This window comes from Luteimonas sp. R10 (assembly GCF_045689605.1).
Lineage (GTDB): Bacteria > Pseudomonadota > Gammaproteobacteria > Xanthomonadales > Xanthomonadaceae > Luteimonas.
In genome coordinates, this window is sequence record NZ_CP141262.1 from 2358512 (window position 1) to 2384709 (window position 26198).

The window sequence follows — 26198 nt, forward strand, 5'->3', positions numbered from 1 at the left end:
GTGGGAGTGGCAGCGGCATGCCGCTGCCGGGAAGTCGCGACTGATCTGTCCGACAGCGGCATCGCCATCGGCAACCTGTGTCTTGCCGGAAACTGGTCGCCGATGACTGGCTTCGGCTGAGGCTATCCTTGCTGGCGCTTCATTCGCGCAGTCGCGACTTCCCGGCAGCGGCATGCCGCTGCCACTCCCACAAATTCCGGGTGCCGCACCTGGCCCTCGCCGCGCACCACGTAGCGCTCGATCGTCAGCGATTCCAACCCCATCGGGCCGTAGGCGTGCAGGCGGGTGGTGGAGATGCCGATCTCGGCGCCCAGGCCCAGGCTGCCGCCGTCGTTGAAGCGCGAGGACGCGTTGACCATCACCGCCGAGCTGCGGATCTCGCGCACGAAGCGGTCGGCCGCCACCGGATCGGCGCTGGCGATCACCTCGGTATGGTCGGAACCATGGCGCTGGATGTGGGCGATGGCCCCGTCGATCGAATCGACCACGCGCACCGCCAGGATCGGCGACAGGAACTCGGCGGCGTAGTCCTCCTCGGTCGCCGGGGCGGCCTCCGGGAACAACGCGCGGGTGCGGTCGCAGCCGCGGATCTCGGCGCCGCGCGCCTTCAGCTGCGCCAGTGCGTCCGGCAGCCAGGTCTCGGCGATCCCGGCATGGACCAGCATCGTCTCCAGCGCGTTGCACACCCCCGGCCGCGACAGCTTGCCGTCGATCGCCAGCTGCAGCGCCAATGCCGGATCGGCGGCGCGGTCGACGTACAGGTGGCAGACGCCCTTGTAGTGCTTGATCACCGGCACCCGCGCGTTCTCGGCGACGAAGCGGATCAGGCGTTCGCCGCCGCGCGGGATCGCCAGGTCGATCAGGTCGCTGAGCTGCAGCAGTTCCAGCACGTGCTCGCGCGCGGTGTCCTCGACCAGGGCGACGGCCTCGACGGGCAGCCCGTGCGCGCGCAGCGCGCGGTGCAGGCAGGCGGCGATCGCGACGTTGCTGTCGCGCGCCTCCGAGCCGCCGCGCAGCAGCACCGCGTTGCCGGCGCGCAGGCACAGCGCGGCGGCGTCGGCGGTCACGTTCGGGCGCGCCTCGTAGATCATCGCGATCAGGCCCAGCGGAATGCGGACCTTCTCGACCAGCAGGCCGTTGGGGTGCACTTCGCTGCGGGTGACCTGGCCGACCGGGTCGGGCAGGGCGGCGATCTCGCGGATCGCGGCGACGATCGCGTCGACGCGGCCCGCGTCCAGCTGCAGGCGGTCGAGCATCGCGCCGGTGGTGCCGGCGGCATGCGCGCGTTCCATGTCGGCGGCATTGGCCGCCAGGATGTCGTCGCGGCCTTCGGCCACGGCGTCGGCCATCGACTCCAGCAGCGCCGCGCGCTGCGCGGGCTCGAGGCCGGCGATGGCCAGGGCCGCGGCGCGGGCGCGCTCGGCCAGGTTGCGGACGTATCCGGTCATCGAACTGTCTCCAGAGAAATCAATGCGCCGCGGCGGCGGCGCCCAGCAGGACCATGTCCTCGCGGCGGATCACCGAGTGGCCATTATGGAACCCCAGCACGGATTCGATCTCGCGGCTGTGACGGCCGGCGATCCGCTGCAGGTCGGCCGACTGGTACTGCACCAGGCCGCGGGCGAGGCGCCTGCGACCCCGGGCGCAGGTCACGTCGACCATCGCCGAGCAGTTGAAATCGCCCTCCACCGAGACCACGCCGCCTGGCAGCAGCGAGGCGCCGCGCTCGGCCAGCGCCTCGGCGGCGCCGTCGTCGATCCGGACCACGCCGCCGCTGGGCGGGGTGTGCCGCAGCCACATCTTGCGCGCGACCAGGCGGTCGCCGTGCGGCGGGATGAAGGTGCCGCGCAGGCGGTCGCCGGCCAGCGCCGAGAGCGCCGCGTCGTCATGGCCGCAGAACAGCGCGGTGCCGATGTCTGCGGCCGCGGCCTTGCTCGCCGCCTCCAGCTTGGTGGACATGCCGCCGGTGCCGAGCGTGCCGGCGCCGCCCTGCGCCATGCGCACGATGTCGGGGGTGATCTCCTCGACCCGCGGCACCGGGCGCGCACCGGGATCGCGCGTGGGATGGCCGGTGTACAGGCCGCCGGTATCGGTGGCGATCAGCAGCATGTCGGCATCCACCAGCGTCGCGACCACCGCGGCGAGGTTGTCGTTGTCGCCGAGCTTGAGCTCGTCGACGGCGACGGTGTCGTTCTCGTTGACGATCGGTAGCGCACCGATCCGCAGCAGTTCGCGCAGCGTCGCCTGGGCGTTGAGGTAGCGGCGACGGTTGCGCAGGTCGTCGTGGCTCAGCAGCACCTGCGCCACCGGCTGCTCGACCAGGCCCTGCCACAGCGACAGCATCGGCGTCTGCCCCAGTGCGGCCAGTGCCTGCCGCTGGACCAGCCCGTTGCGCTTGCCGGCCATCAGGCCGCGTCCGGCGGCGACCGCGCCCGAGGACACCAGCAGCACTTCGCGCCCCTGGTCGCGAAAGCGGGAGATCAGGTTGGCCAGCGCGGCCGCATTGCGCTTGCCGAGGCGGCCCTTGCCGTCGGTCAGCAGGCTGCTGCCGACCTTGAGGACTGCGCGTCGCCACGTGGGCAATGGTTGTTCCGGAAATGGAAATGTCATCGTCTGCGAGGTTCTCCGAGGATGATGGATTGGAGCGCCGCACGACATGCGTCCCCGGGCTGGTCTGATGCAGCCGGGCGGTGGATAGGCGATCAAGGATCAGCAGCGCTGTCGGCTCACGACGAGCCCGATACGGAACCCGGACATCGGAACGTTGTCATGCAACGCCGGAAAACCAGGTTCAATGGCTGCACACCTTAACATCGATGAGGTTCGAACCCAAGCCGGCACGGCGAACCGCGGGCGTGGAACCGGTTCGAGACGGCCGCATGCCGGTGTCCGCACATGCTTCCCCGCCATCAGCCGGCCGAAGGCGTGCGGCCGCCGAGGAGATGCATTCGTCGCGTCGCGTCGCCACGGGCATGCCGCTCGTATCCGGGTCCCGCTTCGGCATACTCCACGCGATGCCATCGACGCCTCCCGCCATCGCCGGCGTCCGCGCCAGCCGCCTGCAGCTGCCGCCCGGCCCGTGGTCCACCGTGCTCGATGGCCTGTGCGCGCGTTTTCCGGCGATTCCGCGCGACTGCTGGCGCGAGCGCTTCGCGCGCGGCCGCGTTCTCGATGCCGCCGGCGCGCCGCTGGCGCCGGATGCCCCGTACCGCACGGGTGCCGAGATCCACTACTACCGCGAGGTGCGCGACGAGCCGCGCATCCCGTTCGAGGAGACCGTGCTGCACGCCGACGCGCACCTGGTCGTCGCCGACAAGCCGCACTTCCTGCCGGTGGTGCCGGCCGGCGGTTTCGTCGAGGAGACGCTGCTCGCGCGCTTGATCCGCCGCCTCGGCAATCCCGACCTGGTGCCGTTGCACCGGATCGACCGCGCGACCGCGGGCCTGGTGCTGTTCTCGGCCGATCCGGCCACGCGGGCCCGCTACCAGGCGCTGTTCGGCGAGCGCGCCATTCGCAAGGGCTACGAGGCGCTCGCGCAACCGCTGCCGCAGCTGCGGTTCCCGCACGTGCGCCGCAGCCGCCTGCGGCGCGGCGAGCCGTTCTTCCGCATGCGCGAAGTCGACGGCGAGGCCGACAGCGAGAGCCGCGTCGACGTGATCGAGCGCGGCGCACGGTACTGGCGCTACGCGCTGGAGCCGGTGACCGGCCGCAAGCACCAGCTGCGCGTGCACATGGCGGTGCTGGGCGCGCCGATCCTCGGCGACCCGCTGTATCCGGTCCTGTGCGAGCCGATGGCCGACGATCCGGCCGCGCCCTTGCGGCTGCTGGCGAAATCGCTGGCGTTCACGGATCCGCTCGACGGCCGCGAGCGGCGCTTCGAGAGCGCCCTGGCGCTGGGCCGCGTCGACACCCACTCCCTCCGCCGACCTCCGTAGGAGGGGTTTCAGCCGCGACCGCGCCAGGCAGACGCATCGGCGGTGACCATGATGAACGCGCCGCCGCGCGTTGCGAAGGGAAACAACGGCAGAAAGCATTTTCTGCTCGTCCGGGCGCGTCGGGGCTGAAGCCCCTCCTACAAGGACGACGGCAAAGCGAATGTCGAGCGCCCTGGCTCGAAGGGTCGGCGTTCGCTACGCTTCCCCGCATCCACGGACGCGGACATCGCCGACATGACCGGGCCCAGCACGCTTGCCTTGCCGCCGCTTCCTTCGCTCACCGATGGCGAGCGCATCGAGCGTGCCGCCGCCTTCGCCGACGAACTGGCGCGCAGGCGCACCGTGCGCGACTACGCGCCCACGCCGGTGCCGCGCGTGCTGATCGAGCACTGCCTGCGCGCGGCCGGCTCCGCGCCCAGCGGCGCCAACCAGCAGCCGTGGCGGTTCGTGGCGATGCAGGACGCGGCGCTGAAGCGCCGCATCCGCGAAGCGGCCGAAGCCGAGGAGCGCGAGTTCTACGGCCATCGCGCGCCGGCGGCATGGCTGCAGGCGCTGGCGCCGTTGGGCACGCACGCGCAGAAGCCGTTCCTCGAGACCGCGCCCTGGCTGATCGGGGTGTTCTACGAGCGCTTCGGCGTCGACGGCGCGGGCGGGCGGCACAAGCGCTATTACCCGCATGAATCCGTCGGCATCGCCACCGGCATGCTGATCGCCGCCCTGCATCACGCGGGACTGGCGACGCTCACCCACACGCCCAGCCCGATGGGCTTCCTCAACGAGGTGCTCGACCGCCCGCGCAACGAAATGCCGTACCTGCTGCTGGTGGTGGGGCATCCGGCGCCCGATTGTCGCGTGCCCGACCTGCGACGCCTGCCGCTGGAGGCGATCGCCACGTTCCGGTAGAAAACCAAGCCGCGTGGGAGTGGCGGTGGCATGCCACCGCCGGGAAGTCGCGACTCCGGAGTTCGGCTGAAGCGCGGCATCATCGACGCCGATATTCCATGTCGCGACTTCCGTCGCTCCCACAAGGCGGGTTCGGGGCCGTTTTCGGGCGGCAGGTGCGCTCTTCGCCCGCAAAGGATCGACGCAATGATGCGTCGGTCTCTTTCCGGCAGAGCGCGCGCGGTCGCCCTGTCGTCACTGCGCCGGCAGCGGCCGGGTCGGTCAGAGTTGGAGTCCGCCCTGTTCCCGGTGCAGCTCGCGAAGGCGCGCGGACAGCAGGTCGACGTTGGCTTCGGTCGCTTCCAGCGCCGCTTCGCTCCGGGGTGGCAGCCAGCGCCGCGCCTCGGCGCGCAGCCGTTCGCCCTGCTGGCGCCATTGCGCGGCGTGGCGTCCGACCAGCCGGGCCAGCGCGTCGCGCTCGTCCTGCTGCGGCAGGCCGTAGCCGGTGTCCGGCAGCAGCATCGCCGGGCGGCCGAGGAGCGCCTGCAGGCCCAGGAAGTCCTGCACCGCCGCGAGCGCATCGGGGGCCTGCGCATCGCCGCCGAGCAGGCGCCGCTTGAGTTCGTCGCGCGCCAGCAGTTCCTGTCGCCGCAGCGCCGCCTGTTCCAGCAGCAGCAGCGCGGCGCTCGCGCGCAGGCCGGCGCGCCGCAGCGCCGGCCTGCGTTCGGCCGGCGCCAGGTCCAGCCAGTCCTGCACCCGTGCCTGCGGCAGGTCGAGCGCCTGCCGCGCGACCTCGAACATCGCCTGGTAGCGCGCGCTCAGCGGTTCGAAGTAGTAGCCCAGGCGGCGGGCTTCGTCGCGGTCCTCGAGCACACCGGCGTCGGCGATGCCGGCGCGCCGCAGCCGGCGTAGCAGTGCGGTCGGGGTGATGCTGGCCAGGCGTTCGCCGGCCAGGCGCGGTACGCCGTCGTGCAGCAGCTTGAAAGTTTCCACCGCGCAGTTGTTGCCGAGGAAGTAGTAGCGGCCGTCGTAGCTCCAGTGCAGGCGCGCGGCGCGTTCGAGCAACGCGGCGATCTCCGCGTCCCGCAGCCGCAGCGGGATCGACTGCAGGCCGCGCAGTTCCACCTTGGTGTATTCGTCGATCACCTGGTCCAGCGGCAGCACGAACAGGCGCGACGGGTACGATCCGGTCAGGCCGCGCCAGCTGGAGACCTGCACGTCGTCGACGAAGGCGCGGAACGACAGCACGCGGTGGTGGTCGAGATCGAGGCGGCAGCCGGGTCCGCGCGGCCGGCCCGGCGCGCAGACCACCAGCCGCAGCATGCTGTGGCCCCAGCGGCTCATGAGGCGCTCGTTGCCTTCTGCGAGCAGGTAGTCCACGGCATAAACGCGCGCCGGATCGATCCGCAGCAGCGGCTGCGACGCATCGCCGTCCGCCTGCAGGTAGACCAGGTCCGGGGCGCAGCCGGCCTGCGGCGGCGAGGTGCCGAAATGCGCGGCGAAGTACCGGTACAGTGCCGGTCGGCGGCAGCCGTATTCCGGGTCCAGCAGGAAATGCTCCAGGTTCACCGCCACGAACTCGGCCGGGCTGGTCAGTTCGTAGCGGTCCGGGCTGCGGTCGCCGAAGGCGTTGCGCCCGACGCGCAGCCCCAGTCGCAGCGGGCTGACCTGCCAGCCGGCCAGGTCCAGCAGGCGCGGATCGCGCGACAGCCCGCCGTGCGGGCCGCGGTCGTAGAAGTGCGCCAGTTCGTGGAGCACGGCGGCCTGCGCCGCGCGGGTGGCCGGATCGCCGCCGCCGGCGTCGGCCGGCCGCGCCATCCATTCGTCCAGCAGCGCGCGGTCGAGCAGCATCCGTCGGCCCTTCGCGCGACCGTGCACCTGCGCAGGCAGGTCGTCGCGCCATTCGACGTCGATGCGCCGCTCCAGCGCGGCGGCCCAGGCGGGCGGTAGCCGTCCGACGGCGGTCTCCAGCAGGTGTCGCGAGGCCTCGGCCTGCGCCGGACGCAGCGCGGTATCGTCGACCTGCAACGACACGGCCTGCACCGGAGCGGCGCAGGCGAGCAGGCAAAGCAGCGACCGCCACGGCGACCGGCGTCGCCGCCCCCGGCTCACAACGCCAGGATCGCCCGCGCCAGCTGCATGTCGCTGGCCTGGCGCACGTCCGGCCGCCGCTCGCGCAGCTGGCGCAGCGCCGCTTCCAGCTGCGCGCCACGGATCCGCCCGTCGCTGGCGACGAAGCTGGCGGCATCGTCGCGCGCCTGCAACACCACCTTGTCGTCGCCGGACGTGCTGTCCGACGAAGCCGACGAGCCGGCGGAGGAGGCCCCGGCCGAAGTACCGGCGAAGCTGCCGGCCAGCGCAGGGGCGGGGGAGAGCGCCAGCAGGGCGCAGATCAGGATCGGTCGAATCATCGGCGGGTTCCGCGGAATGGACGGGCAAGCTCCGCCCTGCGGGCGGCCGGCAAAGACTACCCGCATGCACGCTGCGGCGGCTGAATCGCCGCCATTCGGTCGTCGCGGGCGGGGTTCATGCCGTTCCGAGGGGCGCGCACGGCGGCCGGCCCGGCCCGGCGCGGGCGCGGTCGTGGCGCGTTTCCTGAAGGAAAACCCATGGGGCGCGACAAGAACCGGGTGAAATCCGCCGCTCGGGCGTAAGATGCGGGGTCTGCACGTGGTTCTGCGCGTTTCGAACGGCCGCTCCTGCCGCCGCTCCGCTCCCTGCCTCGCGCCAACGTCCCGTTGCGGGACCCGGCCTCTCGGGAGCCTCCGTGCCTGGTTACGACACACACATCCGTACGCTCGACATCGGCGGCCGCGATTATCGCATCCGTTCGCTGGTCGACGTGCAGCAGTTCGCGGATCCGGACCGGCTGGCGGAGCAGGCCGGCATCTCCTCGGCGCAGTGGAGCCTGTTCGGCCATGTCTGGCCCGCAGGCCGGCTGCTCGCCGAAACCATGGCCACGTTCGACGTCGCCGGCAAGCGCATCCTCGAGATCGGTTGCGGCATCGGGCTCGCCAGCCTGATCCTGCGGCAGCGCGGGGCGGACGTCGTCGCCAGCGACCACCATCCGCTCGCCGAGGTGTTCCTGGCCTACAACGCCGCGCTCAACGGCATGCCCGCGGTTCCGTACCGGACCCTGCGCTGGGACGTGGAGAACGTGTCGCTCGGCCGCTTCGACCTGATCATCGGCAGCGACGTGCTGTACGAGCGCGGCCACGCCGGATCCCTGTCGGCGTTGCTGCTGCGGCATGCGCAACCGGTGGCGGAGGTCATGATCACCGATCCGGGGCGTGGCAATAGCGGACCGTTCACCCGGGCCTTGCAGGTGCAGGGGTACGTGCTGCACGAGCGCCGCAGCCCGATGCAGGAAGGCGAGCTGCCGCCGTTTCGCGGGCGCTTGCTGCACTATCGCCGCAATGCGCCCACCGGCGCGGGACTGCCGCGGTGAAGGCCGGGGTCGATCTCCGCGACATGGAGGACGAGGGCATCGACGCCGGCGTGTCCTGCGGGCATTGCGATGCGATCTGCTGCCGGCTTACCGTGGTCTTGATGCCCGAGGACGACGTGCCCGCCCATCTCACCGACCATACCGAGCGCGGACTGCACGTGATGGCGCGCGACGAAGAGGGCTGGTGCGTCGCCGTCGATCCGCTGCGCATGTGCTGCTCGATCTACGACCAGCGCCCGTCGGTGTGCCGCAAGTTCGCGATGGGCAGCCCCTACTGCCGCCACGTCCGCCAGACCCACCACGACCAGCTGCGGCGCGGCATCCCGCTGACCATGTACTGACCCTGGAGCAAACGCCATGCCATCAAAACCATCCACGCCCGCACCCAGGCCGTCCCGCGCGAGGCAGGGCCGCAACGGCGCCGAGGCCGGCTCCGACAAGCGCCTGACCAGCGAACGCATCTCCGCCGACCTGGCCGCCTTCCGCAAGTCCGGGGGGCGGGTCGAGGTGCTCGGCGTCACCCGCACGCTGACGAAAATCGACGGCGCCGGGAGCTAACGGCCGCGGCAGGCCTTCCCGGCGGATGCGCCGGCGGCCTCTGGCCGATGCGCGAACCGCGCCATGTCTTCTTCGTTCAGCGCCGACCGCCTATGCTCGGGAGGCTCTGACAGGTGGTTACGGAGGCGGACATGGCAACCGGCTGGGCCGGCGACGGCGCCGTGCAGGACCAGATCGACGCGACGGTGAAGAACGGGATCGAACGCGCCCGCAGCCGATTGCGACGGGGGCCGGGCCTGACCCATTGCGAGGAGTGCGACGCGCCGATTCCGGAGGCGCGGCGCAAGGCCGTACCCGGCGTGCGCCTGTGCGTGTCCTGCCAGGAGGCGCGGGACCGCGACGACGGCGGCGCCGGCAGCTACAACCGGCGCGGCAGCAAGGACAGCCAGCTGCGCTGAGCCGGCTTCAGTCCTGCTCGACGAACGCGCGGTAGTCCTCGATCGTGTCCTCGACGCTGGCCTCGAACAGCCGTGCGCCGGCCTCGATGCTGGCCAGCGACGGGTCCGAGCCGATGCGGCCGTCGGGGAAGCGCCGGCGGTAGTCCTGCGCGTCGCCGAAGGCCGCGATCGGCGCGATCCGTGGCGTCAGCGTCATCGGCCGGGCCTGCCCGGGATGGGCGTGCCAGGTCAGCGAGATCTCCGAAGGAGTGGCGTGTTGGCCCTCGCTGTCGGCGAACAGTTCGCGCGAGAGCTGCTGCACGCCGCGGCCCATGTACCAGTTGGCCAGTTTCAGGCGCAGCGGCGAACCCTCGCCGCCGAAGCTGCCGTCGGCGTGGATCTCGGCGAACGCCGCCTGCACCGTGGCGACGTTGCCGCCATGGCCGTTGAAGAAGTAGACATGGCGGAAGCCATGCACGGCCAGCGACTGCACCACGTCGCGGATCACCGCGATGAGCGTAGCTGGGCGCAGCGAGAGCGAACCGGGGAACGCCAGGTGGTGCTGGGCCATGCCGATGCTCAACGTCGGTGCCACCAGCGTCCCGGTCCGCTCGCCGACCGCATGTGCGACCACTTCCGGGCAGATCGCGTCGGTACCGATCAGGCCGTTGGGGCCGTGCTGCTCGGTGGAGCCGATCGGCACGATGATGCCGGTCGAGCGCGCCAGGTAGGTTTCGATTTCGGGCCAGGTGCTGAGCTGCAGTCGCATGGATGAAGCCGCAGAAGAGGAACCGCGAGGATAGCGGCAAACGGGCTGCGCCTGTGGGAGCAGGGCTGCGAGGATGGCGGCAAGCGTGGCTTGTGCCTGTGGGAGCGACGGAAGTCGCGACCGCCTGCAAAAGCGCCGCGACTTCCGTCGCTCCCACATCGGCGGCCTGGTTGCTGGGGACTTGGGATGCGTGCTGCCGTGCAGCGCTTCACGGCGCTGCAATCGGATGGATTCACGGCCATTTGATCGCACCGCGGCCATGCTGGCGGCAACTTCGCGCCTTGCATGGAACCGGAGCCACCGATGTCGGCCCGCTCAGGCAACGACACGAACGCGGACAAGCCCGTGGTGCTGGTCACCGGCGTTGCCGGCAGCGTCGGCGCCTCGTTGGCGGAGGCGCTGGCCGGCGACTACCGCGTGGTCGGCATGGACGTGTCGGAGCCGGAGGGCGGGGGCGACTGGATCCGCATCGACCTGACTTCCACGGACGCCGTCGCGCAGGCGGTCGGCGAGTTCCGCGAACGCTTCGGCGAGCGCATCGCCTCCGTGGTGCACCTGGCCGCGTACTTCGATTTCAGCGGCGAGGACAAGCCGCTGTACGACAAGGTCAACGTCGAGGGCACCCGCCGCCTGCTGCGCGCGCTGCGCGAACTGGAAGTGGAGCAGTTCGTGTACTCCGGCACCATGCTGGTGCACGAGGCCGCGGAACCCGGCGGGCGCATCGACGAGGACGCGCCGATCCGGCCGCGCTGGGCGTATCCGCAGTCCAAGGCGAAGACCGAGCAGGTGATCGCCGAGGAACACGGCGACATTCCCTACGTGCTGCTGCACCTGGCCGGGCTGTACGACGAGAACACCGCGGTGCCGACGCTGACGCAGCAGATCGCGCGCATCTACGAGCGCGACGTCCAGGGTTATCTGTACGCCGGCGACGAGCGCGCCGGGCAGTCGATGATCCATCGCGACGACATGATCGATGCGTTCCGGCGCACCATCGACCGCCGCGGCGAGCTGCCGGCCGATGCGACGATCCTGGTCGGCGAGCCGGAGGCGATGAGCTACCAGGCGCTGCAGGACCGGCTGGGCGAGCTGATCCACGGCGAGGAATGGGCGACGGTGGGCGTACCGCCGCCGGTGGCCAAGGCCGGCGCCTGGTTGCAGGGCGCGGCCGAGCCGCTGGTGCCGGACGCGATCGACCGCGGCAGGAAGGCCTTCATCCGGCCGTTCATGATCGAGATCGCCAGCGACCACTACGCGCTCGACATCGGCCGCGCGCACGAGCTGCTCGGCTGGGAGCCGCGGCACCGCATCGAGGACGGGCTGCCGAAGCTGGTGGCCGCGCTCAAGCGCGATCCCCCGGGCTGGTACCGGGCCAACGGCATCACGCCGCCGCCGTGGCTCGAGGCCGCGGACGAGAAGGCGGGACAGCCGGAGGTGCTGCGGCGGCAGGCGGAAGCCGGCTTCCGCGACGCGCATCGGCAGAACCTGTGGGGACCGTTCCTCATCGCGGCGCTGGGGGCGTGGCTGGTCGCCTCGTCGCCCACCTTCGGCGATGTCGCGTCCGCACAGGTGCGCAGCGACGTCGCCAGCGGCGCCGCGCTGCTGTTGCTGGGGCTGTTGACGGTCTCGTGGCGGCTGGCGCCGCTGCGCTGGGCGTCGGCGGCGGTCGGCCTGTGGGTGATGTTCGCGCCGCTGGTGTTCTGGACCGGCAATGCCGCCGCCTACCTCAACGGCACCCTGGTCGGCGCCCTGGTCACCGGGCTGGCGGCGGCGCTGCCGCCGACGCCGGGCATCTCTCCGGCCGCGGCGCGCACCGGGCCGGCGGTGCCGCCGGGCTGGGATTACTCGCCGTCGGACTGGATCCAGCGCCTGCCGATCATCGTGCTGGCCCTCGTGGGGCTGGTCATTTCGCGCTACATGGCCGCCTACCAGCTCGGCCATGCCGACGGCGTCTGGGAGCCGTTCTTCGACGTGCCCGGCCCGAAGAACGGCACCGAGGCCATCGTCACCTCCAGCGTGTCGGAAGCCTGGCCGGTGCCGGATGCCGGCCTCGGCGCATTGGTCTACGTCCTCGAGATCATCACCGGGCTGGTGGGCTCGCGGCAGCGCTGGCGCACCATGCCCTGGGTGGTGGTGGCGTTCGGCATCCTGATCGTGCCGCTGGGCGTGGTGTCGATCACCTTCATCATCATCCAGCCGATCGTCATCGGCACCTGGTGCACGCTGTGCCTGATCGGCGCGGCGGCGATGCTGTTGCAGATCCCGTACTCGCTCGACGAACTGGTCGCGACCGGACAGTTCCTTTACCGGCGCAAGCGCGCCGGCAGGAGCCTGCTGCAGGTGTTCTTCACCGGCGACACCGACGACGGCGACGACGAGGACCGCGGCGAGGGCGATTTCGCCCGCGGGCCCGTCACGGTGCTGCGCGACGCGCTCGGCGGCAGCGTCAATGCACCGTGGAACCTGCTGGCGTGCATCGCGGTCGGCCTCTGGCTGATGTGCACGCGCCTGACCATCGGCTCGGAAGCGCCGATGGCGAACGCCGAACACCTGATCGGCGCGCTGGCGATCACCGTGGCGGTGATCGCGCTCACCGAGGTGGCGCGGCCGGCGCGGCTGCTCAACATCGGTCTCGGCGGCGCGCTGCTGGTGGTCCCGTTCGTCTACGACGCGGCGCCGGCCGCGCTCTGGTCCAGCCTGGCCTGCGGCTTCGCGCTGGTCGCGCTGAGCCTGCGCCGCGGACCGGTCCGGCAGCGCTACGGCGACTGGAACCGCCTGCTGGTTTGACGCCGCCGCGGCGCTCTCCGGCACGCCGCGAAAGGCCAGGAGTCCGCCTGCCGCTACTCGCGTGGCGCGTCCGGATCGAGCAGGTCGTTCGGCATGTCCGTGCGCTCGCGCTCGATCTGCCGCTCGATGTGGTGCTCGACGCCGAGGCCCGCGTCGATGCCGGCGGCATGTTCCGTGCCGTGTGCGTCCGTAGACGCTTCCGGCGCCGGCGCGTAGACGCCGCCCCGGGAAAACGCGCGCTTGACCAGCCGTATCGCCTCGCTGCGGGCGCCGTCGAACTGGATGTTGCGCTGGTCGACCCAGGCAACGATGCGCAGGACCACGGAGGTGTCGACCAGTTCGGCCACCTGGGCCGTCGGAGCCGGTTCCCGCAGCACCGCCGGCATGCCGGCGAGGCATTCGAGCGCGACGCGCTGCGCGTTCGAGATCGACGCCTCGGCGGGGATCTTCACGTCGAACGCGAAACTCCGGTTCGGATTGCGCGAGTAGTTGAGGATGACGCTCTTGAACACCAGTGCATTGGGCAGCCGCAGGTGGTTGCCGTCCAGGGTGATCAGCGTGGTCGCGCGCGAGGTGAGCGCGGCGACCTTGCCCTCGTGGCCGCCGACGACCACGTGGTCGTGCGGCGCGAACGGCTGGCGCAGGCTGAGCAGGATGCCGGCGATGTAGTTCTCGGCGACGTCGCGGAAGGCGAAACCGACCGCGATCCCGACGATGCCGGCGGTGCCGAGCAGGGCACCCACCAGGGCGGTGGCGTTGAGCAGGTCGAGCGCGATCACCAGGCCGGCGAGCAGGACCGCCAGCCGCACCGCCTGGCGGGTGAGGCCGGACAGGAACGGGTTGCGCTGTGCCCGCCGCAGCAGGCGCGGGCGGTCCGACAGCCAGCGCCCGAGCCACCAGGCCACCAGCACGATCGTCACGGCGATCGCCAGCAGCGGCAGGGCGGCGAGCGCCTGCTGCAGGCGCGCGAGCGTGTGCGCGAACACCGGTTGCGTGCGTGCCCGGACATCGGTGTCGATGGCCAGCTGGTTGTCGACCAGCACGACGTCCTGCGCCTGTTCGACGATGGTGGCGGCGAGTTGCCGGCGGGCGTCGTCGGCGGCCACGCCGCGCAGCGTCGCCACGCCGCCGCTGACCTCGACCCGTGTCTTCTCCAGCCCGGGGATCACCGCCAGTCGCGCGGCCAGGCGTTCCTGCAATGTGCGATCGGCGGCGCGCAGTGCCTCGACCTGCGCGGGGTCGGGTGCGGTGCCGCCGGCTGCGGTGCCGGATTGCGCGGGCGATGCCTGCGCCGCGGACAGCGGAATCGCCAGGGCCAGGCACAGCCGGAACAGGCCGGAGGAAATGCGACGCGGCATCGGTGGACCATCGAGGCGGGGTGACGTGCCGAGCGTAATCGATGGCAAGGCAAGATCGCGTCCGTGGCGGGCCAGGTGGTCACGGCGGCTGAACGCATGCGGTGCGAGCATGCCGGGAATGGCGACGAGTCATCGGGAACGCACGCCGGATGCGCTATGAACTCTACTACTGGCCGGGAATCCAGGGGCGTGGCGAATTCGTGCGCCTGGCCCTGGAGGAGGCCGGTGCGGACTACATCGATGTCGGCAACGATCCGGGCGCCGGTGGCGTCGCGGCGGTGCAGGCGCTGCTGGACGATCCGCAGGTGCAGCGGCCGCCGTTCGCGCCGCCGTTCCTGAAGGTCGGGAACGTCGTCGTCGCGCAGGTGGCCGGCATCCTGCAGTTTCTCTCGCCGAGGCTGAAGCTGGTGGCGCGCGACCCGGCGGCGGCGTTGTGGACGCACCAGCTGCAGCTGACGATCGCCGACGCCGTGGCCGAGGCCCACGACGTGCATCACCCGGTCGACCTCGGCGAGTACTACGAGCGGCAGAAACCGGAAGCGCGACGCCGGGCGAAAGCGTTCCGCAGCGAGCGGATGCCGAAGTTCCTCGGCTATTTCGAGCGTGTTCTGGCCGCCAATCCGAAGGGTCCGAAGCACCTGGTCGGCGCGCGCCTGTCGTATGCCGACCTGTCGCTGTTCCAGCTGCTGGCCGGGCTGCGCTATGCGTTCCCGGCGGCCATGGACCGGATCGAGCCGGGACTGCCGCATTGCCGCGCGCTCGCCGCGCAGGTCGCCGGGCGCGCGAACATGGCCGCCTACCTGGCGTCGGATCGCCGCCTGCCGTTCTGCGAGGACGGCGTGTTCCGGCATTATCCGGAGCTGGACGACTGAGCTACAGCCGCCGGGCGCGCCGGCGTCGTCGTGCCGATCCTGCCTGCCCCCACGGCCGGGCGTTCCTCAGCGCCGGAGCAACGACGACCGGCCATGGCCCGGAATCGCCCGAAGCGCTTCCCGCATCGCCTGCGTCCAGTGATCGAGGCAGACCTTCGGCGTCTCCGCGCTGCGATGGCGGGCGCAGACCTGCACGGCATCCGGGAGCATGCGCACGTCCACCGCCCAGCCGGACAGATGCGAGAGGCACCAGCCCACCGACAACAGTACGATCGCGCCAAGTCCCGATTGCATCGCCACGCCTCGCTGCGTCTGCCGGCGTGCGGCTGCGCGACCGGCGTGGCGGCGTCCCGATGCCGCCCACCTCCCATTGGATGCGGAAGGCGGCGAAAGGGTTGCATGGCCGCCGCCTCCTTGCGCCGTGGCCCCCCCTGTGGGAGCGACGGAAGTCGCGACTGGCTGCGGCGGGGGCGTCGGCTCCCGCAGCGTCGCGACTCCCCGGCGGCGGCATGCCGCCGCCACTCCTTCACAGGGGCAGATCGCCCGCGTTTAAACCTTTCCGCTGCAGGCCGCGTCCAAGTGGATATGCTCAGCATCGCCATGCCCACGCCAGCCTCCGATCCCGAGATCGAGACCGCTCCGGACGACGAGGCGCTGGTGCATGCGGCGATCGCCGGCGACGTGCAGGCCTACGAGGCCATCTATCGCCGTCACGCGCCGCGGCTGTACGCGGTGGTCTGGCGCATCTGCGGCCGCCATGCGGCGCGCGCCGAGGACGTGCTGCAGGATGCCTTCATCAAGGCCTGGCGCTCGCTGCCGGGTTTCCGGTTCGAGAGTGCGCTGGGCACCTGGCTGCAACGTCTCGCGGTCAATACCGCGCTGATGGAACTGCGCGCGCGCAGCGGCAAGGACGACCTGGACGCCGGTGACGAGGGGCTGGATGCACTGGCGGCGATCGAGGACGAGCAGCGCTGCGCCGGGACCGGCCTGGATCTGGAGCGCGCGGTGGCGACGCTGCCGCCGCGCGCACGCGCGGTGCTGGTGCTGCACGATATCGAAGGCTGGAAGCACCACGAGATCGCCGAGGAACTCGGCATGGCCGTCGGCAGCTCCAAGGCACAATTGCATCGTGCCCGCGGACTGTTGCGCGAGCGGCTCGGAGAAACGGCATGAACGACCACGACGACAACGACGACAACGACGACCTGTCCCGGCGCCTGCGCGCGCTGCCGCGGCAGATGGTGCCGCCCGCCCGCGCCTGGGCGCGGGTGGCCGAGCAGATCGGGCGCGAAGGGCGGGCGCCGACGCTGCATGCCGCGCGCGCGCGCGCGCGCCGGCGCTGGCCGGCGGTCGCCGGATTCGCGGCGGCGGCTTCGGTCGCGCTGCTGCTGGCGCTGGGATTGCTGCGGGTTCCGGAGCCCGGTCCCGCCGGCCGCGAGGCCGCGACGGCGACCGAGCAGCAGGCCGAGCGCCTGACCGGGGAGTATCGCGCGGCGCTGGCGGAGGTGCCGGTGGAACGGGTTCCCGAGGAACTGCGCCCGGCGCTGGCGGAACTCGACCGCAGCGCCGCCGACATCCTCACCGCGATCGACGAGGCGCCGGGTTCCGGTTTCCTGCTCCGTCAGCTGCAGCGCACCTACGCGCAGCGGCTGCAACTTACCCGGCGGGCCGCCCTGGACGCGGCTACCCTGCTGTCCTGACAAGGAGTACATCCATGCCTATCCGAATCCCCCGCCTGGCCGCCGTTCCGGCACTGCTGTTGGCACTGTTGATGCCGGTTTCCGCGGTACTGGCGCAGACCTCCGTCGACGAGCGGCATCCATTGGCCTCCGGCGGGCGGGTCGAAGTGGAGAACGTGGCCGGCAGCATCCGGGTCCGCGGCTGGGACCGTGACGAGGTCACGGTCACCGGGTCGCTGGGCGAGGGGCAGCGGCTGGAAGTGGATGCAAGCAGCAACCGTGTCAGGGTGGAGGTCGTCTACCCGCGCAACTCGCGCGGCGGGCGCGGCGCACAACTGGAGCTGCGCGTGCCCCGAGGCGCCGAACTGCAGGTGAGCGCCGTCAGCGCCGACGTCGATATCACCGACGTCGACCTGCGCCGGTTGCAGGCCAAGTCCGTCAGCGGCGGCGTGAACGCGGCCGGCCGTGCCGGCGAGGCCGACCTGGGCAGCGTGAGCGGCACGATCCGGGCGCGTATCGCCACCCCGCGGCTGGAAGCCAGCACCGTCAGTGGTCGTATCGACGCCGATGGCGGCATCAGCGGCGACGTACGCGTGGAGTCGGTGTCGGGCGCGATCGCCCTGACGGCGGCCAAGCTCGAACAGCTGCGCGGCGAGTCGGTTTCCGGCGGCATCACGGTCCGGGCCGGCGCCCTGGCGCCCGGCGGGCGCATCGTGCTGGAATCGGTCAGCGGCCGCATCGGGCTGCAGCTGCCGGCCGGCGCCTCGGCGCAGCTGCGCGTATCCAGCTTCAGCGGCAACATCGAGTCCGACGTGGGTGAGGTCCAACGCCAGCGCTACGGACCGGGCCGCAATCTCGATGCGCGCCTCGGCGGCGGTGACGGCGACGTGTCGATCAAGTCGCACTCCGGCAGCGTCCGGGTGGATGTCGGCGGGCGCTGACGCCGCACGCGCACCGGTGTCGGCCCACATGCGATGCCGGTGCCGGGCACCGGGTGCGGGACGAAGCGGCAGCGACGGTGATCCAGCCCCCACAGAGTCCGCCTACATCATCGCCAGTTCGACGTTGCTCAGGGTGCGCTTGTACTGGTCTCGCAGCCGCACCTTGCGCTCCAGGTCGGCCACGATATGGCTGCTGAAGTCGACGCCGGTCAGCTCCTCGGACATGTTGATGCCGCCGGGGGTATCGACGTTGATCTCCATCATCTTGTCGCCGACGATGTCCAGCCCCGCCAGGTACATGCCGTCGCGGATCAGCTTGGGCGCCACGATCTCGGCCAACCGCAGCGCGTCGGGGTCCGGCTCGGCCATTTCGATCTTGCCGCCGGCCTTGATGTTGCTGCGCGCGTCGCCGCTGTCGTTGTAGCGGCGGAAGCAGGCGTATTTGCCGTCGACCTGCAGCGGCCGGCCGTTGAGGGTCAGCAGGCGCAGGTCGCCCTCGGCGGCCTTGGGGAGGTATTCCTGGACGATGGCGTAGCCGTCCCGGGTGACGGCCTCGATCATCTGGTTGAGGTTGGCGTCGCCGTCCGGCGTGACCACGAACACGCCCTGGCCGCCGGAGCCCTGCAGCGGCTTGATCACCCCGTAGCCGTCGTGGTCGGCGATGAACGCCTTGATCTCCTCCGGCTCCAGGCTGATGCAGGTCACCGGACGCACTTCCTCCGGGAAGTGCTGGAAGTAGGTCTTGTTCGAGGCGTCGGTCAGGTGGGTCGGGTCGTTGAGCACGATCACGTGCCTGAGCGCCGACAGCTGCGCGAACAGCAGCCCGCTGTTCGGCGCCCAGGGGCGCTCGTTCACTTCGTCCGCAGGGTCGCTGCGCAGCATCAGCACGTCGAGTCCGTCGACGCAGACGCGGCGGGTCCCGGCGTCCACGTCCTGGAGGTCCTCGAGCAACGCGTCGTCGTTCTCGTAGTGGTCGTGGCGCGGCACGTGCGCATTGGCGCGCACGCGGCCGTCGGCACCGTAGACGAAGCCGCCCAGTCCGATCAGCGCCACCGAATGGCCGCGGTTCACCGCAGTCCGGGCGAGGCGAATGGTGGTGTAGTCGTTGCGCTCGGTGGCGATGTCGTTGACGACGAAGCCGAGCTTGATCGGCGCGCCGTGGATCGGAGGGCTCATGAAGCGGGTTCCTTGTGGCAGAGCCGGTCGACGGACAGGCTTCGGCAGAGCGACAGCCGGTCCCGGAATTCCGGAGCGGTGGTGTAGCGCGGCAACAGGTCGGGCGGTCCCACCCAGCCTTCCTCCACCAGCTGGTCCAGCACCGAACGGTGCGAGAGCGCGAACTTGCCGACGAACAGCGGCTCGAACGGGCCGTCCGCGTGCAGGTAGTCGATCAGCTCGCACAGGCCGCCCAGGTAGACCGCGTCCTTGGTCAGGCCGCCGCCGCGGAGTGCGCGAACGGCGATGTCGAACGCGTCGTCGGTGGGCAGCCCGTGGGTCTCGTGCAACACGTCGAAGATGGCCGGTACGCCCTCGCCGTCGACCGCCATCTCGGTGGCGAGCACGCGCGCGGCGAGCACGCGCAGGCGTTCCCCCGGCAGGTAGCCGGCGAGGAACTCGGCGAGCACGCCGAGACCTTCCTGCAGGGCGTCGTAGTGCGCGAGCCCGACCTCGAGTTGGGTCAGGGCCTGGTGGCGGCCGTTGTGGCGGGTGACCACGTGGGTGCCGATCTCGTGCTGGATCAGCGGCTGCACGCGCGCCGCAGGCAGGCGCAGGTTGCCGTCGATGTAGAACGTGCCGTGGGAGACCATCATCAGCGAGTTGAGGTCGGTGTCGACCACCACGTCGGCCTTGAAGTCGGGCGAGCGTTCGCGGTACCAGTCCAGCTCCGACTCGACGGCGGCGAGCACGGCGTCGATACCGGTGTCCGCGGGCAGCGGCACGCTCGCGTCGACGTCCTCCAGGATGCGCCGGGCGAGCTCCGCCAACGCCGGCTCGACGCCGCCGAACAGGTCGAGGCTGGCGTTGACGAAGCCGTCCGTGTCGCGCAGCCGGACCAATTCGATCATGCGGTCCAGTTCGCGCTGTTTCTCCGACAGCAACGTCGACAGCAGCGGCGATTCGATCTCCTCGACCGGCAGCGCCAGCAGGCGCTGCCGGGTCTCGTGCAGGTCGAGGTCGAGATCGATGTAGTTCAGCGGCGGGATCGCGGTCCTGCCGCTCGCCTCGAAGCTCTCCCAGAGGGCGACGTTGCCGATCGGCGACAACGCCAGCAGCCAGTCGACTTCGGCGTCCAGCCTGGCCAGCTCGGCGTCGACACGGGCGGCGATCGGCGGCAGCCTCCGGACGGTCGGGCTCTGTATCACCGGCACGACAGGAACTCCGGGCGTACCGCACGCACCGCCTGCTCCAGGCCGGTGCGCAAGTCCTCGACGACGGCGATGTCGGCCTGCGCCGTCCACTCGTCCATGTAGATCTTCTTGTATTCCGGCGTGATCACGCACAGGCGCTCGCCGTATTCGGCGTACAGCGACTCCGGAAAGTGGCCGCCGGTGGGATAGCGCACGTTCTCGCGCACGTCGGGCGCACGGCCGCCGACGGGTGTCGCGCGCAGCGCCTCGGTGAAGCGGGCGAGCGTTTTGCCCCAGCGGCCGCGATCGAGCGTGGTGACGCCGAGATCGATGTCGGGATTTTCGGACGGCGGCGCGGGGGCCGCATTCGCGCCGTCGCGGCGATGGTTGTAGCTGTGGATGTCCAGGAGCAGCAGGCAGCCCCAGCGGGCCAGCAGTCGTTCCACCAGCTCATGGGTCATCGCGTAGAAGCGGTCGTGGATGGCCAGCGAGCGCTCGATCTCGTCCGGCGGCAACGGGCCTCGCCAGACGCGCAGGCCCCAGGTGTCGGCCGGATCGGTCGACAGCGCCTTGTCGCGCGGCCGGTTGAGGTCGACCTCGAAGCGAGAGCGCCGCACCCGGACCCGCACGTCGCCGACACCGGCCAGCAGCCCGGTCAGCGGGTCCTCGTCGCGCCGCAACGCGGCGTCGTCGAACACTAGGTGCGGCCGCAGCGAATCGCGCATGGCGTGGCCGTCGTGCAGGGCCACCGCCAGGACCGGGCCGTCGCCCGCCACCAGGTCCCAATCCTCGCTGGGACGGCGTTCGACCAGGCACTCGCCGAGAGTGAAGCGGGAGAAGCGGGAGTGGGGTCGAGCGCCTTGCGATTCGTGCATGCGGCGATCTTCACATCGGCGGCATGAGGCGACCGTGACAGCGTGGCTGCGCGCTCAAGCCACGGTAAAGAAAGTGACGGCCGCGTGATCGCTTCTGGGCCGGGTACGGCGACCGTCCGGCTCTCGTCTATCTCGACGCGCGGCTAAGCCGGTCGAGCTTGGCCTGGTAGCGGGCGCGATCCTCGTCGTCGCCGAGGGCACGGGCGCGCGACAGCGCGCGGCTCGCGCGACGCGTCTCTCCCATCAGCAGGTACGTGCGGGCAAGGCCGAAATGGAACCGGTGTTCCTTGCCGTGCAGGCGGATGGCACGACGGTAGTGGTGGACCGCGCGCGCGTAGTCGCCGCGGCTTTCGTAGTCGCTGGCCAGCAGGAACTGATGGAACGGATCCGCCAGCTGGGCCTTCTCCAGTCGCGCCTGGAATTCCGCCGCGCGCCTGGCGTCGCCATTGCGACGGTACAGCCCCACGATGTTGAACAGCGCGGCGGCGTGCACCGGATCGAGCGCCAGCGCACGGGTATAGGCGCGCTCCGCGGCGGCGATGTCGCCGCTACGCAAGTTCAGCACGCCGAAGTTGCTCCAGTTGGTGGCGTAGTCGGGATCGAGTGCGATCGCCGCCTCCATGTGGACCCGGGCCGGCTCCAGCGCGCCGGCCGCCATCAGTTCGGCGCCGCGGTTGCCGTAAAAATGCGCCAGGGCGCGCTCCTCGGAGACGGCGACCGGCCGGTCGCGCGTCATGATCGCGCCGCCGCTGACGTCGACGGTATGGCGCTGGCTGCCGGTGCGCACGCCGACATTGACGTGGCTGGAGTTGTAGACGATGCCTTCCTCCTGGTACCAGGCCAGCACCTTGTCGATTTCCTGTACGTACGCGTCCAGGCCGGCCTCGCGCGCCAGCGCCGTGAACAGCAGCGAGAACGAGAGGCAGTTCACCTTTCCGCTGCGCCAGGCCTGCTCGACGGTGCGGGTATTGCCGTTCTCGTACTCGAGTGCCAGCCCTTCCTCGGCGAAGGCGAATTCGGCCAGCAGGCGAAGGCGATGCTCTTCGGAGCGGCTGCGGCTGACGACCTGTTCGTGAAGTAGCGCGCGCAGTTCCGGCGGAACGCGCATGACCTGGTTGCGATCCGGAAGGCTGCCGTCGGGCACGGCCGCCGATGGGACCAGGAGCGCCGCGAGGATCCAGTGCAGCATGGGACACCCTCCGCGTTGCGGGCGAGGAACGTCACCTGGCTGCAGTCTAGTCCCTTTTTTGCCGCGGGATGCAAGCCGCCGACGATCGCCAACGACCGCTCGTCGGAAGGATGCTTCCCGCCTATCCCGGCCGCCACCTTGGAAACCGTGCGCCCACGATGACGGCTCCGGGGGCGTTCGCTAATCTTGTCCGCCAGTGCAGCGGGCAGGACCGGCGCGGGAATGGGAAACATCATGAGCGTCTGGCGCCGCTGGCTCGACGCATTGCTGTCGCGTCTCGGCCGGCCGGTGCCGCGCGACGCCTCCGGCCGACGCCTGCGCAAGCCGTTCGTGCACCGCTACGGGCGCTACACCTCGCTGCAGTTCACCCGCAGGCAGACCCAGAGCCGCATGCTCAGCGCCGCCCCGGACCTGCTGCTGATCGACTACACCAGGACCATGATGGGCGCGCTGCTGTGGCAGCCGCGGCCGCGCACGATCGGCCTGGTCGGGCTCGGCGGCGGTTCGCAGGTCAAGTTCTGCCACCGGCACCTGCCGCAGGTGCGGATCGAGGTGGTGGAGAACAATCCGCACGTGATCGCGCTGCGGCGCGAGTTCGGCATTCCCGACGACGATGCGCGGCTGCAGGTGGTGCTCGACGACGGCGCGCGTTTCCTGCGCGAGCGGCCTGGCCGCTTCGACCTGTTGCTGGTGGACGGCTACGACGAGACCGGCATCCCGCCGGCGCTGTCCACGCAGCAGTTCTACGACGACTGCCGCGACGCGCTCGCGCCGAACGGCGCCGTCGCGGTCAACCTGTTCTGTGCCGATGCGGAACGGCATTTCGAGCGGCTGCGACGTGCCTTCGGCGCCGACCGCACGCTGATGGTCGGGGAAGCGAAGATGAGCAATCGCGTCGCCTTCGCCTGGGCCCGCGAATCCGCGGCGCCGTTCGTGGGACCGCAGGGCGCGCTGGAACCGCTGCCGTCCGAAGCCCGGCGCCAGCTGGCGCCGGTGTTCGAGCGGGTGGCGCAGGCCGCCGGTGCGCGCCGGTCGCCGTAGCCGCGCCGCCTGTCGATCGCGTGGTACCGCTATTCGATCAGGTTGGCTTGCCGCGACGCGGTCTGGTCCAGCAGGCCGAAATGGCCGTAGGGGTAGTTGTAGCTGGCGTTCTCGCCCCAGATCGACGAGCTGTGGATGCCGTTGACCGTGCAGATCGCACCGTAGCAGACCACCGCGTCGTAGTACGACTTGATCGAATACACCCGGTCGCCGAAGCGGACGCCGTACAGCGCGTCGAGGAACGGGCTCGACACCGACAGCCCCCACGCGCCGCAGGTGCTGGTGGCGACGTTGAACGGATAGGTGCCGCAGGACCACAGGCCGCGGAACGCGCCGGCGACGCCGACGAAGGCGTCCACGTACGGCCGCAGGCCGTGCTCGGCGATCTGCTGCGCGGCCAGGGTGGCGCCCATGGAGTGGCCGATCACGTCGATGCGGCCGGTGCACGAGCCGGCGATCGCGTCGATCATCGCGTCGAGCACCGGCGCTTCCTCGCTTCCGTGGTGATCGTTGCAGGCGGCGCAGATCTTGCTGCCCCAGTCGGGGCGGTGGATGTCGGCGGCGTCGTAGCCGCGGGCCAGCAGCGCCTGGCGGGTGGCATCGAAATGCGACGGACTGCCGGCATTGCCGTGCACCAGCACGACGGCGTCGCGGCAGACGGACCAGGCCGGGGCGGCCGCGAGCGCAAGCAGCGCCGCCAGGCAGCCCCGGACGATGGCGATCATGGACATGATGGCTCCCTCCCGTTGCCGTGGCGGCCGGCGGAATGCCGGAAACCGTCCGCGGCAGTCCGACCCTAGCGCGGGCGGCGGCGGAAGGGACCTGTACGAAGGGGAAGGTCGCGGCGCCGCGCGCGACCGCTACTGCTGCGGGCAGGCGGCATCCTCGCCGGCGTGTTGCGCGCACACCCGGCTGCGGCACTCGATGCCGGCGATGGTGTTGGCCTTGGGGCAGGCGCGCAGCTTCTCCTGCACCACCGGGGAGCGCGCGGGCGCGGGCGGCGCCGTCGTGCCGCTCTGGGCGCCGCCGAGCGAAGCCAGCGCTGCGCTGTTCTGGTTGCGGGCCCGGTCGTCCTCGGCCTGCACCTGCGCGATCAGTGCATCCATCGATTCGTGCTGCTGGGCGCTGGCCGCGCCGTCCTGCTTGATGATGCGCAGCAGGGTGGAGATCAGGTCGTTGCCGGTCGCCGGCTGTGTCGCAGTGGCCGTGGGCGAGGCGCGCTTCGGAGGCGTGCGCGATGCCGCGGGCGCGTGCCGGCGCGTGCCGCCGGCGTTCGCCGATGCGTTCGCCCGCGCGCGGGCAGGGGGCTCGGCTTCGTCTCCGCCGGTGGCCGAAGCGATGGCGGCGAGCGCGGCGCGGGTTTCGTCCGCGGCCGGATCGTCGACGATCACCGCGCCCCGGCGTTCGACGGTGCCGGAGGGATCCACCACCGGTGCTTGCGTCGCGGGTGCGGTTTGACCGAAAGTCTCGCGCCCGGTCGGGGTATCCCGACCCTCCGTGTCCAGTCCGGACATGCGCGCGGACAACTGCAGGAAGGCAAGGATGACAAGGACGGCGCAGGCCAGCACGAGGAGCCACAGCAGCGGCTTGCGCCGGGCGGCCACCGCCGGCTTCTGCGGCTTGCGGTTCTCCATGTCGGCGAGGATGCTGGCGCGCGGCCGTGTGCCCGCTGGGCTGCGGTCGGTTCCTGCGACCAGGCTCGGACGATTCGTTTCGCCAGTCTTCAAGTGCAATCCCGCTCTTGTCCGGCGCAGGCCGGAATCAGTCCTTTCGCGCATTCTAGCGGCTGACCGTCGACCGTCAATGGCCGTGCCGGGTACGGGGGCGGGACGGTGATCGTGCTCTGGATCACGTCGCTTTTCCTGGTCGTTTGCCTTTCGACGTGGTTGCTGGTGTTTCCGGAGGCACGCGAGCGCATCGCTGCGGTGTTGCGACGCGCGATGCGTTCGCTGGGCGGCCGTGCCGCGCGCGGCGGCCAGCGCCTGGCCGGGCGCGTGGACGGTACCGGCCGGACGGTGCGGAAGGCGGGTGCGGACACGGTGACGGCGCTGTCGCGGCATCGGTGGGTGCTGGCGATCGCCATCGGCTTGCTGTGCGTGCCGCCGTTGTTGATCCTGGCGTTCCGGCAGCACGTGGTGCTGGAGGGGTTCAGCGCCGAAGACCTGTCGGAGTCCCGGACGATGATCGCCGAGCTGCTGCGCGGCGAACGCCTGGTGCCGCCGCCGCCGCCGCCGCCAGCGGTCTTCACGACCGCCGAAGTGCGGCGGGTCAAGCCTGAAATCGTGACCGCCGACAGGAAATGGGATCGCATCAGTCCGGACCTGCAGCAGCGGGTGCTGGCGATCTACCGCGTCATGCGCGCGCAATACGGCATCGAGATGGTGCTGGTGGAAGGCTATCGCAGCCCCGAGCGCCAGGCCGAGCTGAAGCGCGGGGGGCGCGCCACCAACGCCGGCGCCTGGTCGAGCTGTCACCAGTACGGGCTGGCACTGGACAGCGCGCCGATGCGCGCGGGCAAGCTGCAGTGGGACATGGGCGATCCGTGGACCAAGCAGGCCTACTTCCTCTACGGCGAGCTGGCGCAACAGGCCGGGCTGGTCTGGGGCGGCAACTGGCGCATGCGCGACTACGTGCACGTGGAGATGGCCGACGAATGCCGCCGGGCCAAGCAGGCACGGCAACGGCAGGGCGGGTGATAAACGGCCGCCAGTCCTGCTATCTTTCCCGCTCGGCCCGGCGCGGGCCGGCTCCCTGCAAGGGGAGCGTCCAGGGAAAGCGCGCAACGCGAGGCTAGGGAGCAGAACCGATATGTCGCGTCCGATTATCGTGGTGGGCGACCAGATCGATCACGGGGGAACGGTCGTCAGCGGGTCGACCGCGACCGACATCCAGGGAAAGCCCGTCGCCCGCGTCGGCGACCGCGTGACGTGCCAGCGGCACGGGCCCACCACCATCGTCGCCGGCGATCCGACGCTGATCGTCGACGGCCAGCCGGTGGCGCGCCAGGGGGACAAGACCGCGTGCGGCGCGACGCTGATTTCGACGCAGGTCACGACGACGACGGAGTGATCCGGGGGAACGGTCCGGGGAATGGCCCGGAAACGGGGTGGATTGACACTGCCGGTAGGCAGGCTCAGGG

Annotated in this window: 27 protein-coding genes; 14 read left to right on the top strand and 13 right to left on the bottom strand. The window is 71.0% G+C overall.

The window, feature by feature from the left end; genetic code table 11:
- Positions 1-122: 122 nt before the first annotated feature.
- Together U3649_RS10270 and proB are read right to left on the bottom strand one after the other, a co-directional pair.
- On the bottom strand, positions 123-1448 hold the full coding sequence (locus U3649_RS10270; RefSeq protein ID WP_407351240.1) for a glutamate-5-semialdehyde dehydrogenase: 1326 nt from the start codon (positions 1446-1448) through the stop codon (positions 123-125).
- A 19-nt stretch (positions 1449-1467) separates the two neighbouring features.
- The gene (proB, locus tag U3649_RS10275; protein WP_407351241.1) at positions 1468-2610 is read right to left on the bottom strand and encodes a glutamate 5-kinase; all 1143 of its coding nucleotides are present in this window, start codon (positions 2608-2610) and stop codon (positions 1468-1470) included.
- 362 nt (positions 2611-2972) lie between these two features.
- On the opposite strand from proB, the gene U3649_RS10280 reads away from it, so the two are divergent.
- Positions 2973-3935 (top strand): pseudouridine synthase, encoded by a 963-nt coding sequence (locus tag U3649_RS10280; RefSeq protein WP_407351242.1) that lies wholly within the window; start codon positions 2973-2975, stop codon positions 3933-3935.
- 234 nt (positions 3936-4169) lie between these two features.
- Positions 4170-4838 carry a nitroreductase family protein gene (locus U3649_RS10285; protein WP_407351243.1) on the top strand — a complete coding sequence of 223 codons (669 nt, stop codon included), beginning with the start codon at positions 4170-4172 and terminating at the stop codon, positions 4836-4838.
- Positions 4839-5099: 261 nt separating this feature from the next.
- Here the strand turns inward: U3649_RS10285 and U3649_RS10290 are convergent, their stop codons facing one another.
- Positions 5100-6860: a DUF4105 domain-containing protein gene (locus U3649_RS10290; protein ID WP_407351244.1), complete on the bottom strand. Its 1761-nt coding sequence runs from the start codon at positions 6858-6860 to the stop codon at positions 5100-5102.
- Between the two features lie 65 nt (positions 6861-6925).
- Entirely contained in the window at positions 6926-7228 is a 303-nt protein-coding gene (locus U3649_RS10295; protein WP_407351245.1) for a DUF2388 domain-containing protein, read from the bottom strand.
- Between the two features lie 356 nt (positions 7229-7584).
- Here U3649_RS10295 and U3649_RS10300 point away from each other — a divergent pair, with 356 nt between their 5' ends.
- From U3649_RS10300 to U3649_RS10315, 4 genes are all read left to right on the top strand, one after another.
- Positions 7585-8265: a class I SAM-dependent methyltransferase gene (locus tag U3649_RS10300; protein WP_407351246.1), complete on the top strand. Its 681-nt coding sequence runs from the start codon at positions 7585-7587 to the stop codon at positions 8263-8265.
- A 23-nt stretch (positions 8266-8288) separates the two neighbouring features.
- Positions 8289-8606 (top strand): YkgJ family cysteine cluster protein, encoded by a 318-nt coding sequence (locus tag U3649_RS10305; protein WP_407354592.1) that lies wholly within the window; start codon positions 8289-8291, stop codon positions 8604-8606.
- Positions 8607-8622: 16 nt separating this feature from the next.
- Positions 8623-8823 carry a hypothetical protein gene (locus U3649_RS10310; protein ID WP_407351247.1) on the top strand — a complete coding sequence of 67 codons (201 nt, stop codon included), beginning with the start codon at positions 8623-8625 and terminating at the stop codon, positions 8821-8823.
- Positions 8824-8954: 131 nt separating this feature from the next.
- Positions 8955-9221, top strand: coding sequence for a DksA/TraR family C4-type zinc finger protein (locus U3649_RS10315; RefSeq protein ID WP_407351248.1), 267 nt, complete (start codon positions 8955-8957; stop codon positions 9219-9221).
- Positions 9222-9228: 7 nt separating this feature from the next.
- On the opposite strand, the gene U3649_RS10320 is transcribed toward U3649_RS10315, so the two are convergent.
- Complete coding sequence (locus U3649_RS10320) at positions 9229-9969, bottom strand: creatininase family protein (RefSeq protein WP_407351249.1); 741 nt, start codon at positions 9967-9969, stop codon at positions 9229-9231.
- A gap of 303 nt (positions 9970-10272) precedes the next feature.
- Between U3649_RS10320 and U3649_RS10325 the strand changes: the two genes are divergently transcribed.
- A complete protein-coding gene (locus U3649_RS10325; RefSeq protein ID WP_407351250.1) occupies positions 10273-12756 on the top strand; it encodes a vitamin K epoxide reductase family protein in 2484 nt (827 codons plus the stop codon).
- A 53-nt stretch (positions 12757-12809) separates the two neighbouring features.
- On the opposite strand, the gene U3649_RS10330 is transcribed toward U3649_RS10325, so the two are convergent.
- Complete coding sequence (locus U3649_RS10330; protein ID WP_407351251.1) at positions 12810-14114, bottom strand: mechanosensitive ion channel domain-containing protein; 1305 nt, start codon at positions 14112-14114, stop codon at positions 12810-12812.
- A 149-nt stretch (positions 14115-14263) separates the two neighbouring features.
- Between U3649_RS10330 and U3649_RS10335 the strand changes: the two genes are divergently transcribed.
- Positions 14264-14986, top strand: a complete 723-nt coding sequence (locus tag U3649_RS10335; RefSeq protein ID WP_407351252.1) for a glutathione S-transferase — start codon at positions 14264-14266, stop codon at positions 14984-14986.
- Positions 14987-15052: 66 nt separating this feature from the next.
- Here U3649_RS10335 and U3649_RS10340 read toward each other — a convergent pair whose 3' ends face one another.
- Positions 15053-15286, bottom strand: coding sequence for a hypothetical protein (locus U3649_RS10340; protein ID WP_407351253.1), 234 nt, complete (start codon positions 15284-15286; stop codon positions 15053-15055).
- Between the two features lie 285 nt (positions 15287-15571).
- Here U3649_RS10340 and U3649_RS10345 point away from each other — a divergent pair, with 285 nt between their 5' ends.
- The 3 genes from U3649_RS10345 to U3649_RS10355 are packed head-to-tail and all read left to right on the top strand — an operon-like array spanning position 15572 to position 17606.
- Positions 15572-16159, top strand: a complete 588-nt coding sequence (locus tag U3649_RS10345; protein WP_407354593.1) for an RNA polymerase sigma factor — start codon at positions 15572-15574, stop codon at positions 16157-16159.
- Positions 16156-16686 (top strand): hypothetical protein, encoded by a 531-nt coding sequence (locus tag U3649_RS10350; RefSeq protein ID WP_407351254.1) that lies wholly within the window; start codon positions 16156-16158, stop codon positions 16684-16686. The genes U3649_RS10345 and U3649_RS10350 overlap by 4 nt, the downstream gene beginning before the upstream one ends.
- Positions 16687-16700: 14 nt before the next feature.
- Positions 16701-17606: a DUF4097 family beta strand repeat-containing protein gene (locus U3649_RS10355; protein ID WP_407351255.1), complete on the top strand. Its 906-nt coding sequence runs from the start codon at positions 16701-16703 to the stop codon at positions 17604-17606.
- Between the two features lie 102 nt (positions 17607-17708).
- On the opposite strand, the gene U3649_RS10360 is transcribed toward U3649_RS10355, so the two are convergent.
- The 4 genes from U3649_RS10360 to U3649_RS10375 form a co-directional block, all read right to left on the bottom strand.
- Positions 17709-18782 carry a hypothetical protein gene (locus U3649_RS10360; protein ID WP_407351256.1) on the bottom strand — a complete coding sequence of 358 codons (1074 nt, stop codon included), beginning with the start codon at positions 18780-18782 and terminating at the stop codon, positions 17709-17711.
- Positions 18779-19975, bottom strand: coding sequence for a flavohemoglobin expression-modulating QEGLA motif protein (locus U3649_RS10365; RefSeq protein WP_407351257.1), 1197 nt, complete (start codon positions 19973-19975; stop codon positions 18779-18781). The genes U3649_RS10360 and U3649_RS10365 overlap by 4 nt, the downstream gene beginning before the upstream one ends.
- Positions 19966-20829, bottom strand: a complete 864-nt coding sequence (locus U3649_RS10370) for an N-formylglutamate amidohydrolase (RefSeq protein ID WP_407351258.1) — start codon at positions 20827-20829, stop codon at positions 19966-19968. The genes U3649_RS10365 and U3649_RS10370 overlap by 10 nt, the downstream gene beginning before the upstream one ends.
- 127 nt (positions 20830-20956) lie before the next feature.
- Complete coding sequence (locus U3649_RS10375; protein WP_407351259.1) at positions 20957-22018, bottom strand: tetratricopeptide repeat protein; 1062 nt, start codon at positions 22016-22018, stop codon at positions 20957-20959.
- A gap of 234 nt (positions 22019-22252) precedes the next feature.
- On the opposite strand from U3649_RS10375, the gene U3649_RS10380 reads away from it, so the two are divergent.
- Positions 22253-23059 (top strand): fused MFS/spermidine synthase, encoded by an 807-nt coding sequence (locus U3649_RS10380; RefSeq protein WP_407351260.1) that lies wholly within the window; start codon positions 22253-22255, stop codon positions 23057-23059.
- Positions 23060-23088: 29 nt separating this feature from the next.
- On the opposite strand, the gene U3649_RS10385 is transcribed toward U3649_RS10380, so the two are convergent.
- The gene (locus tag U3649_RS10385; protein ID WP_407351261.1) at positions 23089-23790 is read right to left on the bottom strand and encodes an esterase/lipase family protein; all 702 of its coding nucleotides are present in this window, start codon (positions 23788-23790) and stop codon (positions 23089-23091) included.
- Between the two features lie 129 nt (positions 23791-23919).
- The gene (locus tag U3649_RS10390) at positions 23920-24663 is read right to left on the bottom strand and encodes a hypothetical protein (protein WP_407351262.1); all 744 of its coding nucleotides are present in this window, start codon (positions 24661-24663) and stop codon (positions 23920-23922) included.
- Between the two features lie 234 nt (positions 24664-24897).
- Here U3649_RS10390 and U3649_RS10395 point away from each other — a divergent pair, with 234 nt between their 5' ends.
- Positions 24898-25755 carry a M15 family metallopeptidase gene (locus tag U3649_RS10395; RefSeq protein WP_407351263.1) on the top strand — a complete coding sequence of 286 codons (858 nt, stop codon included), beginning with the start codon at positions 24898-24900 and terminating at the stop codon, positions 25753-25755.
- 133 nt (positions 25756-25888) lie between these two features.
- On the top strand, positions 25889-26128 hold the full coding sequence (locus U3649_RS10400; protein ID WP_407351264.1) for a PAAR domain-containing protein: 240 nt from the start codon (positions 25889-25891) through the stop codon (positions 26126-26128).
- Positions 26129-26198 lie beyond the last annotated feature (70 nt).

Coding starts and splice junctions, on each gene's coding strand:
- U3649_RS10270 (WP_407351240.1), bottom strand. CDS start 1,448: ATGACCGGATACGTCCGCAACCTGGCCGAGCGCGCCCGCGCCGCGGCC.
- proB (WP_407351241.1), bottom strand. CDS start 2,610: ATGACATTTCCATTTCCGGAACAACCATTGCCCACGTGGCGACGCGCA.
- U3649_RS10280 (WP_407351242.1), top strand. CDS start 2,973: ATGCCGCTCGTATCCGGGTCCCGCTTCGGCATACTCCACGCGATGCCA.
- U3649_RS10285 (WP_407351243.1), top strand. CDS start 4,170: ATGACCGGGCCCAGCACGCTTGCCTTGCCGCCGCTTCCTTCGCTCACC.
- U3649_RS10295 (WP_407351245.1), bottom strand. CDS start 7,228: ATGATTCGACCGATCCTGATCTGCGCCCTGCTGGCGCTCTCCCCCGCC.
- U3649_RS10305 (WP_407354592.1), top strand. CDS start 8,289: ATGGAGGACGAGGGCATCGACGCCGGCGTGTCCTGCGGGCATTGCGAT.
- U3649_RS10310 (WP_407351247.1), top strand. CDS start 8,623: ATGCCATCAAAACCATCCACGCCCGCACCCAGGCCGTCCCGCGCGAGG.
- U3649_RS10315 (WP_407351248.1), top strand. CDS start 8,955: ATGGCAACCGGCTGGGCCGGCGACGGCGCCGTGCAGGACCAGATCGAC.
- U3649_RS10320 (WP_407351249.1), bottom strand. CDS start 9,969: ATGCGACTGCAGCTCAGCACCTGGCCCGAAATCGAAACCTACCTGGCG.
- U3649_RS10325 (WP_407351250.1), top strand. CDS start 10,273: ATGTCGGCCCGCTCAGGCAACGACACGAACGCGGACAAGCCCGTGGTG.
- U3649_RS10330 (WP_407351251.1), bottom strand. CDS start 14,114: ATGCCGCGTCGCATTTCCTCCGGCCTGTTCCGGCTGTGCCTGGCCCTG.
- U3649_RS10335 (WP_407351252.1), top strand. CDS start 14,264: ATGCGCTATGAACTCTACTACTGGCCGGGAATCCAGGGGCGTGGCGAA.
- U3649_RS10345 (WP_407354593.1), top strand. CDS start 15,572: ATGCTCAGCATCGCCATGCCCACGCCAGCCTCCGATCCCGAGATCGAG.
- U3649_RS10350 (WP_407351254.1), top strand. CDS start 16,156: ATGAACGACCACGACGACAACGACGACAACGACGACCTGTCCCGGCGC.
- U3649_RS10355 (WP_407351255.1), top strand. CDS start 16,701: ATGCCTATCCGAATCCCCCGCCTGGCCGCCGTTCCGGCACTGCTGTTG.
- U3649_RS10360 (WP_407351256.1), bottom strand. CDS start 18,782: ATGAGCCCTCCGATCCACGGCGCGCCGATCAAGCTCGGCTTCGTCGTC.
- U3649_RS10370 (WP_407351258.1), bottom strand. CDS start 20,829: ATGCACGAATCGCAAGGCGCTCGACCCCACTCCCGCTTCTCCCGCTTC.
- U3649_RS10375 (WP_407351259.1), bottom strand. CDS start 22,018: ATGCTGCACTGGATCCTCGCGGCGCTCCTGGTCCCATCGGCGGCCGTG.
- U3649_RS10380 (WP_407351260.1), top strand. CDS start 22,253: ATGAGCGTCTGGCGCCGCTGGCTCGACGCATTGCTGTCGCGTCTCGGC.
- U3649_RS10385 (WP_407351261.1), bottom strand. CDS start 23,790: ATGTCCATGATCGCCATCGTCCGGGGCTGCCTGGCGGCGCTGCTTGCG.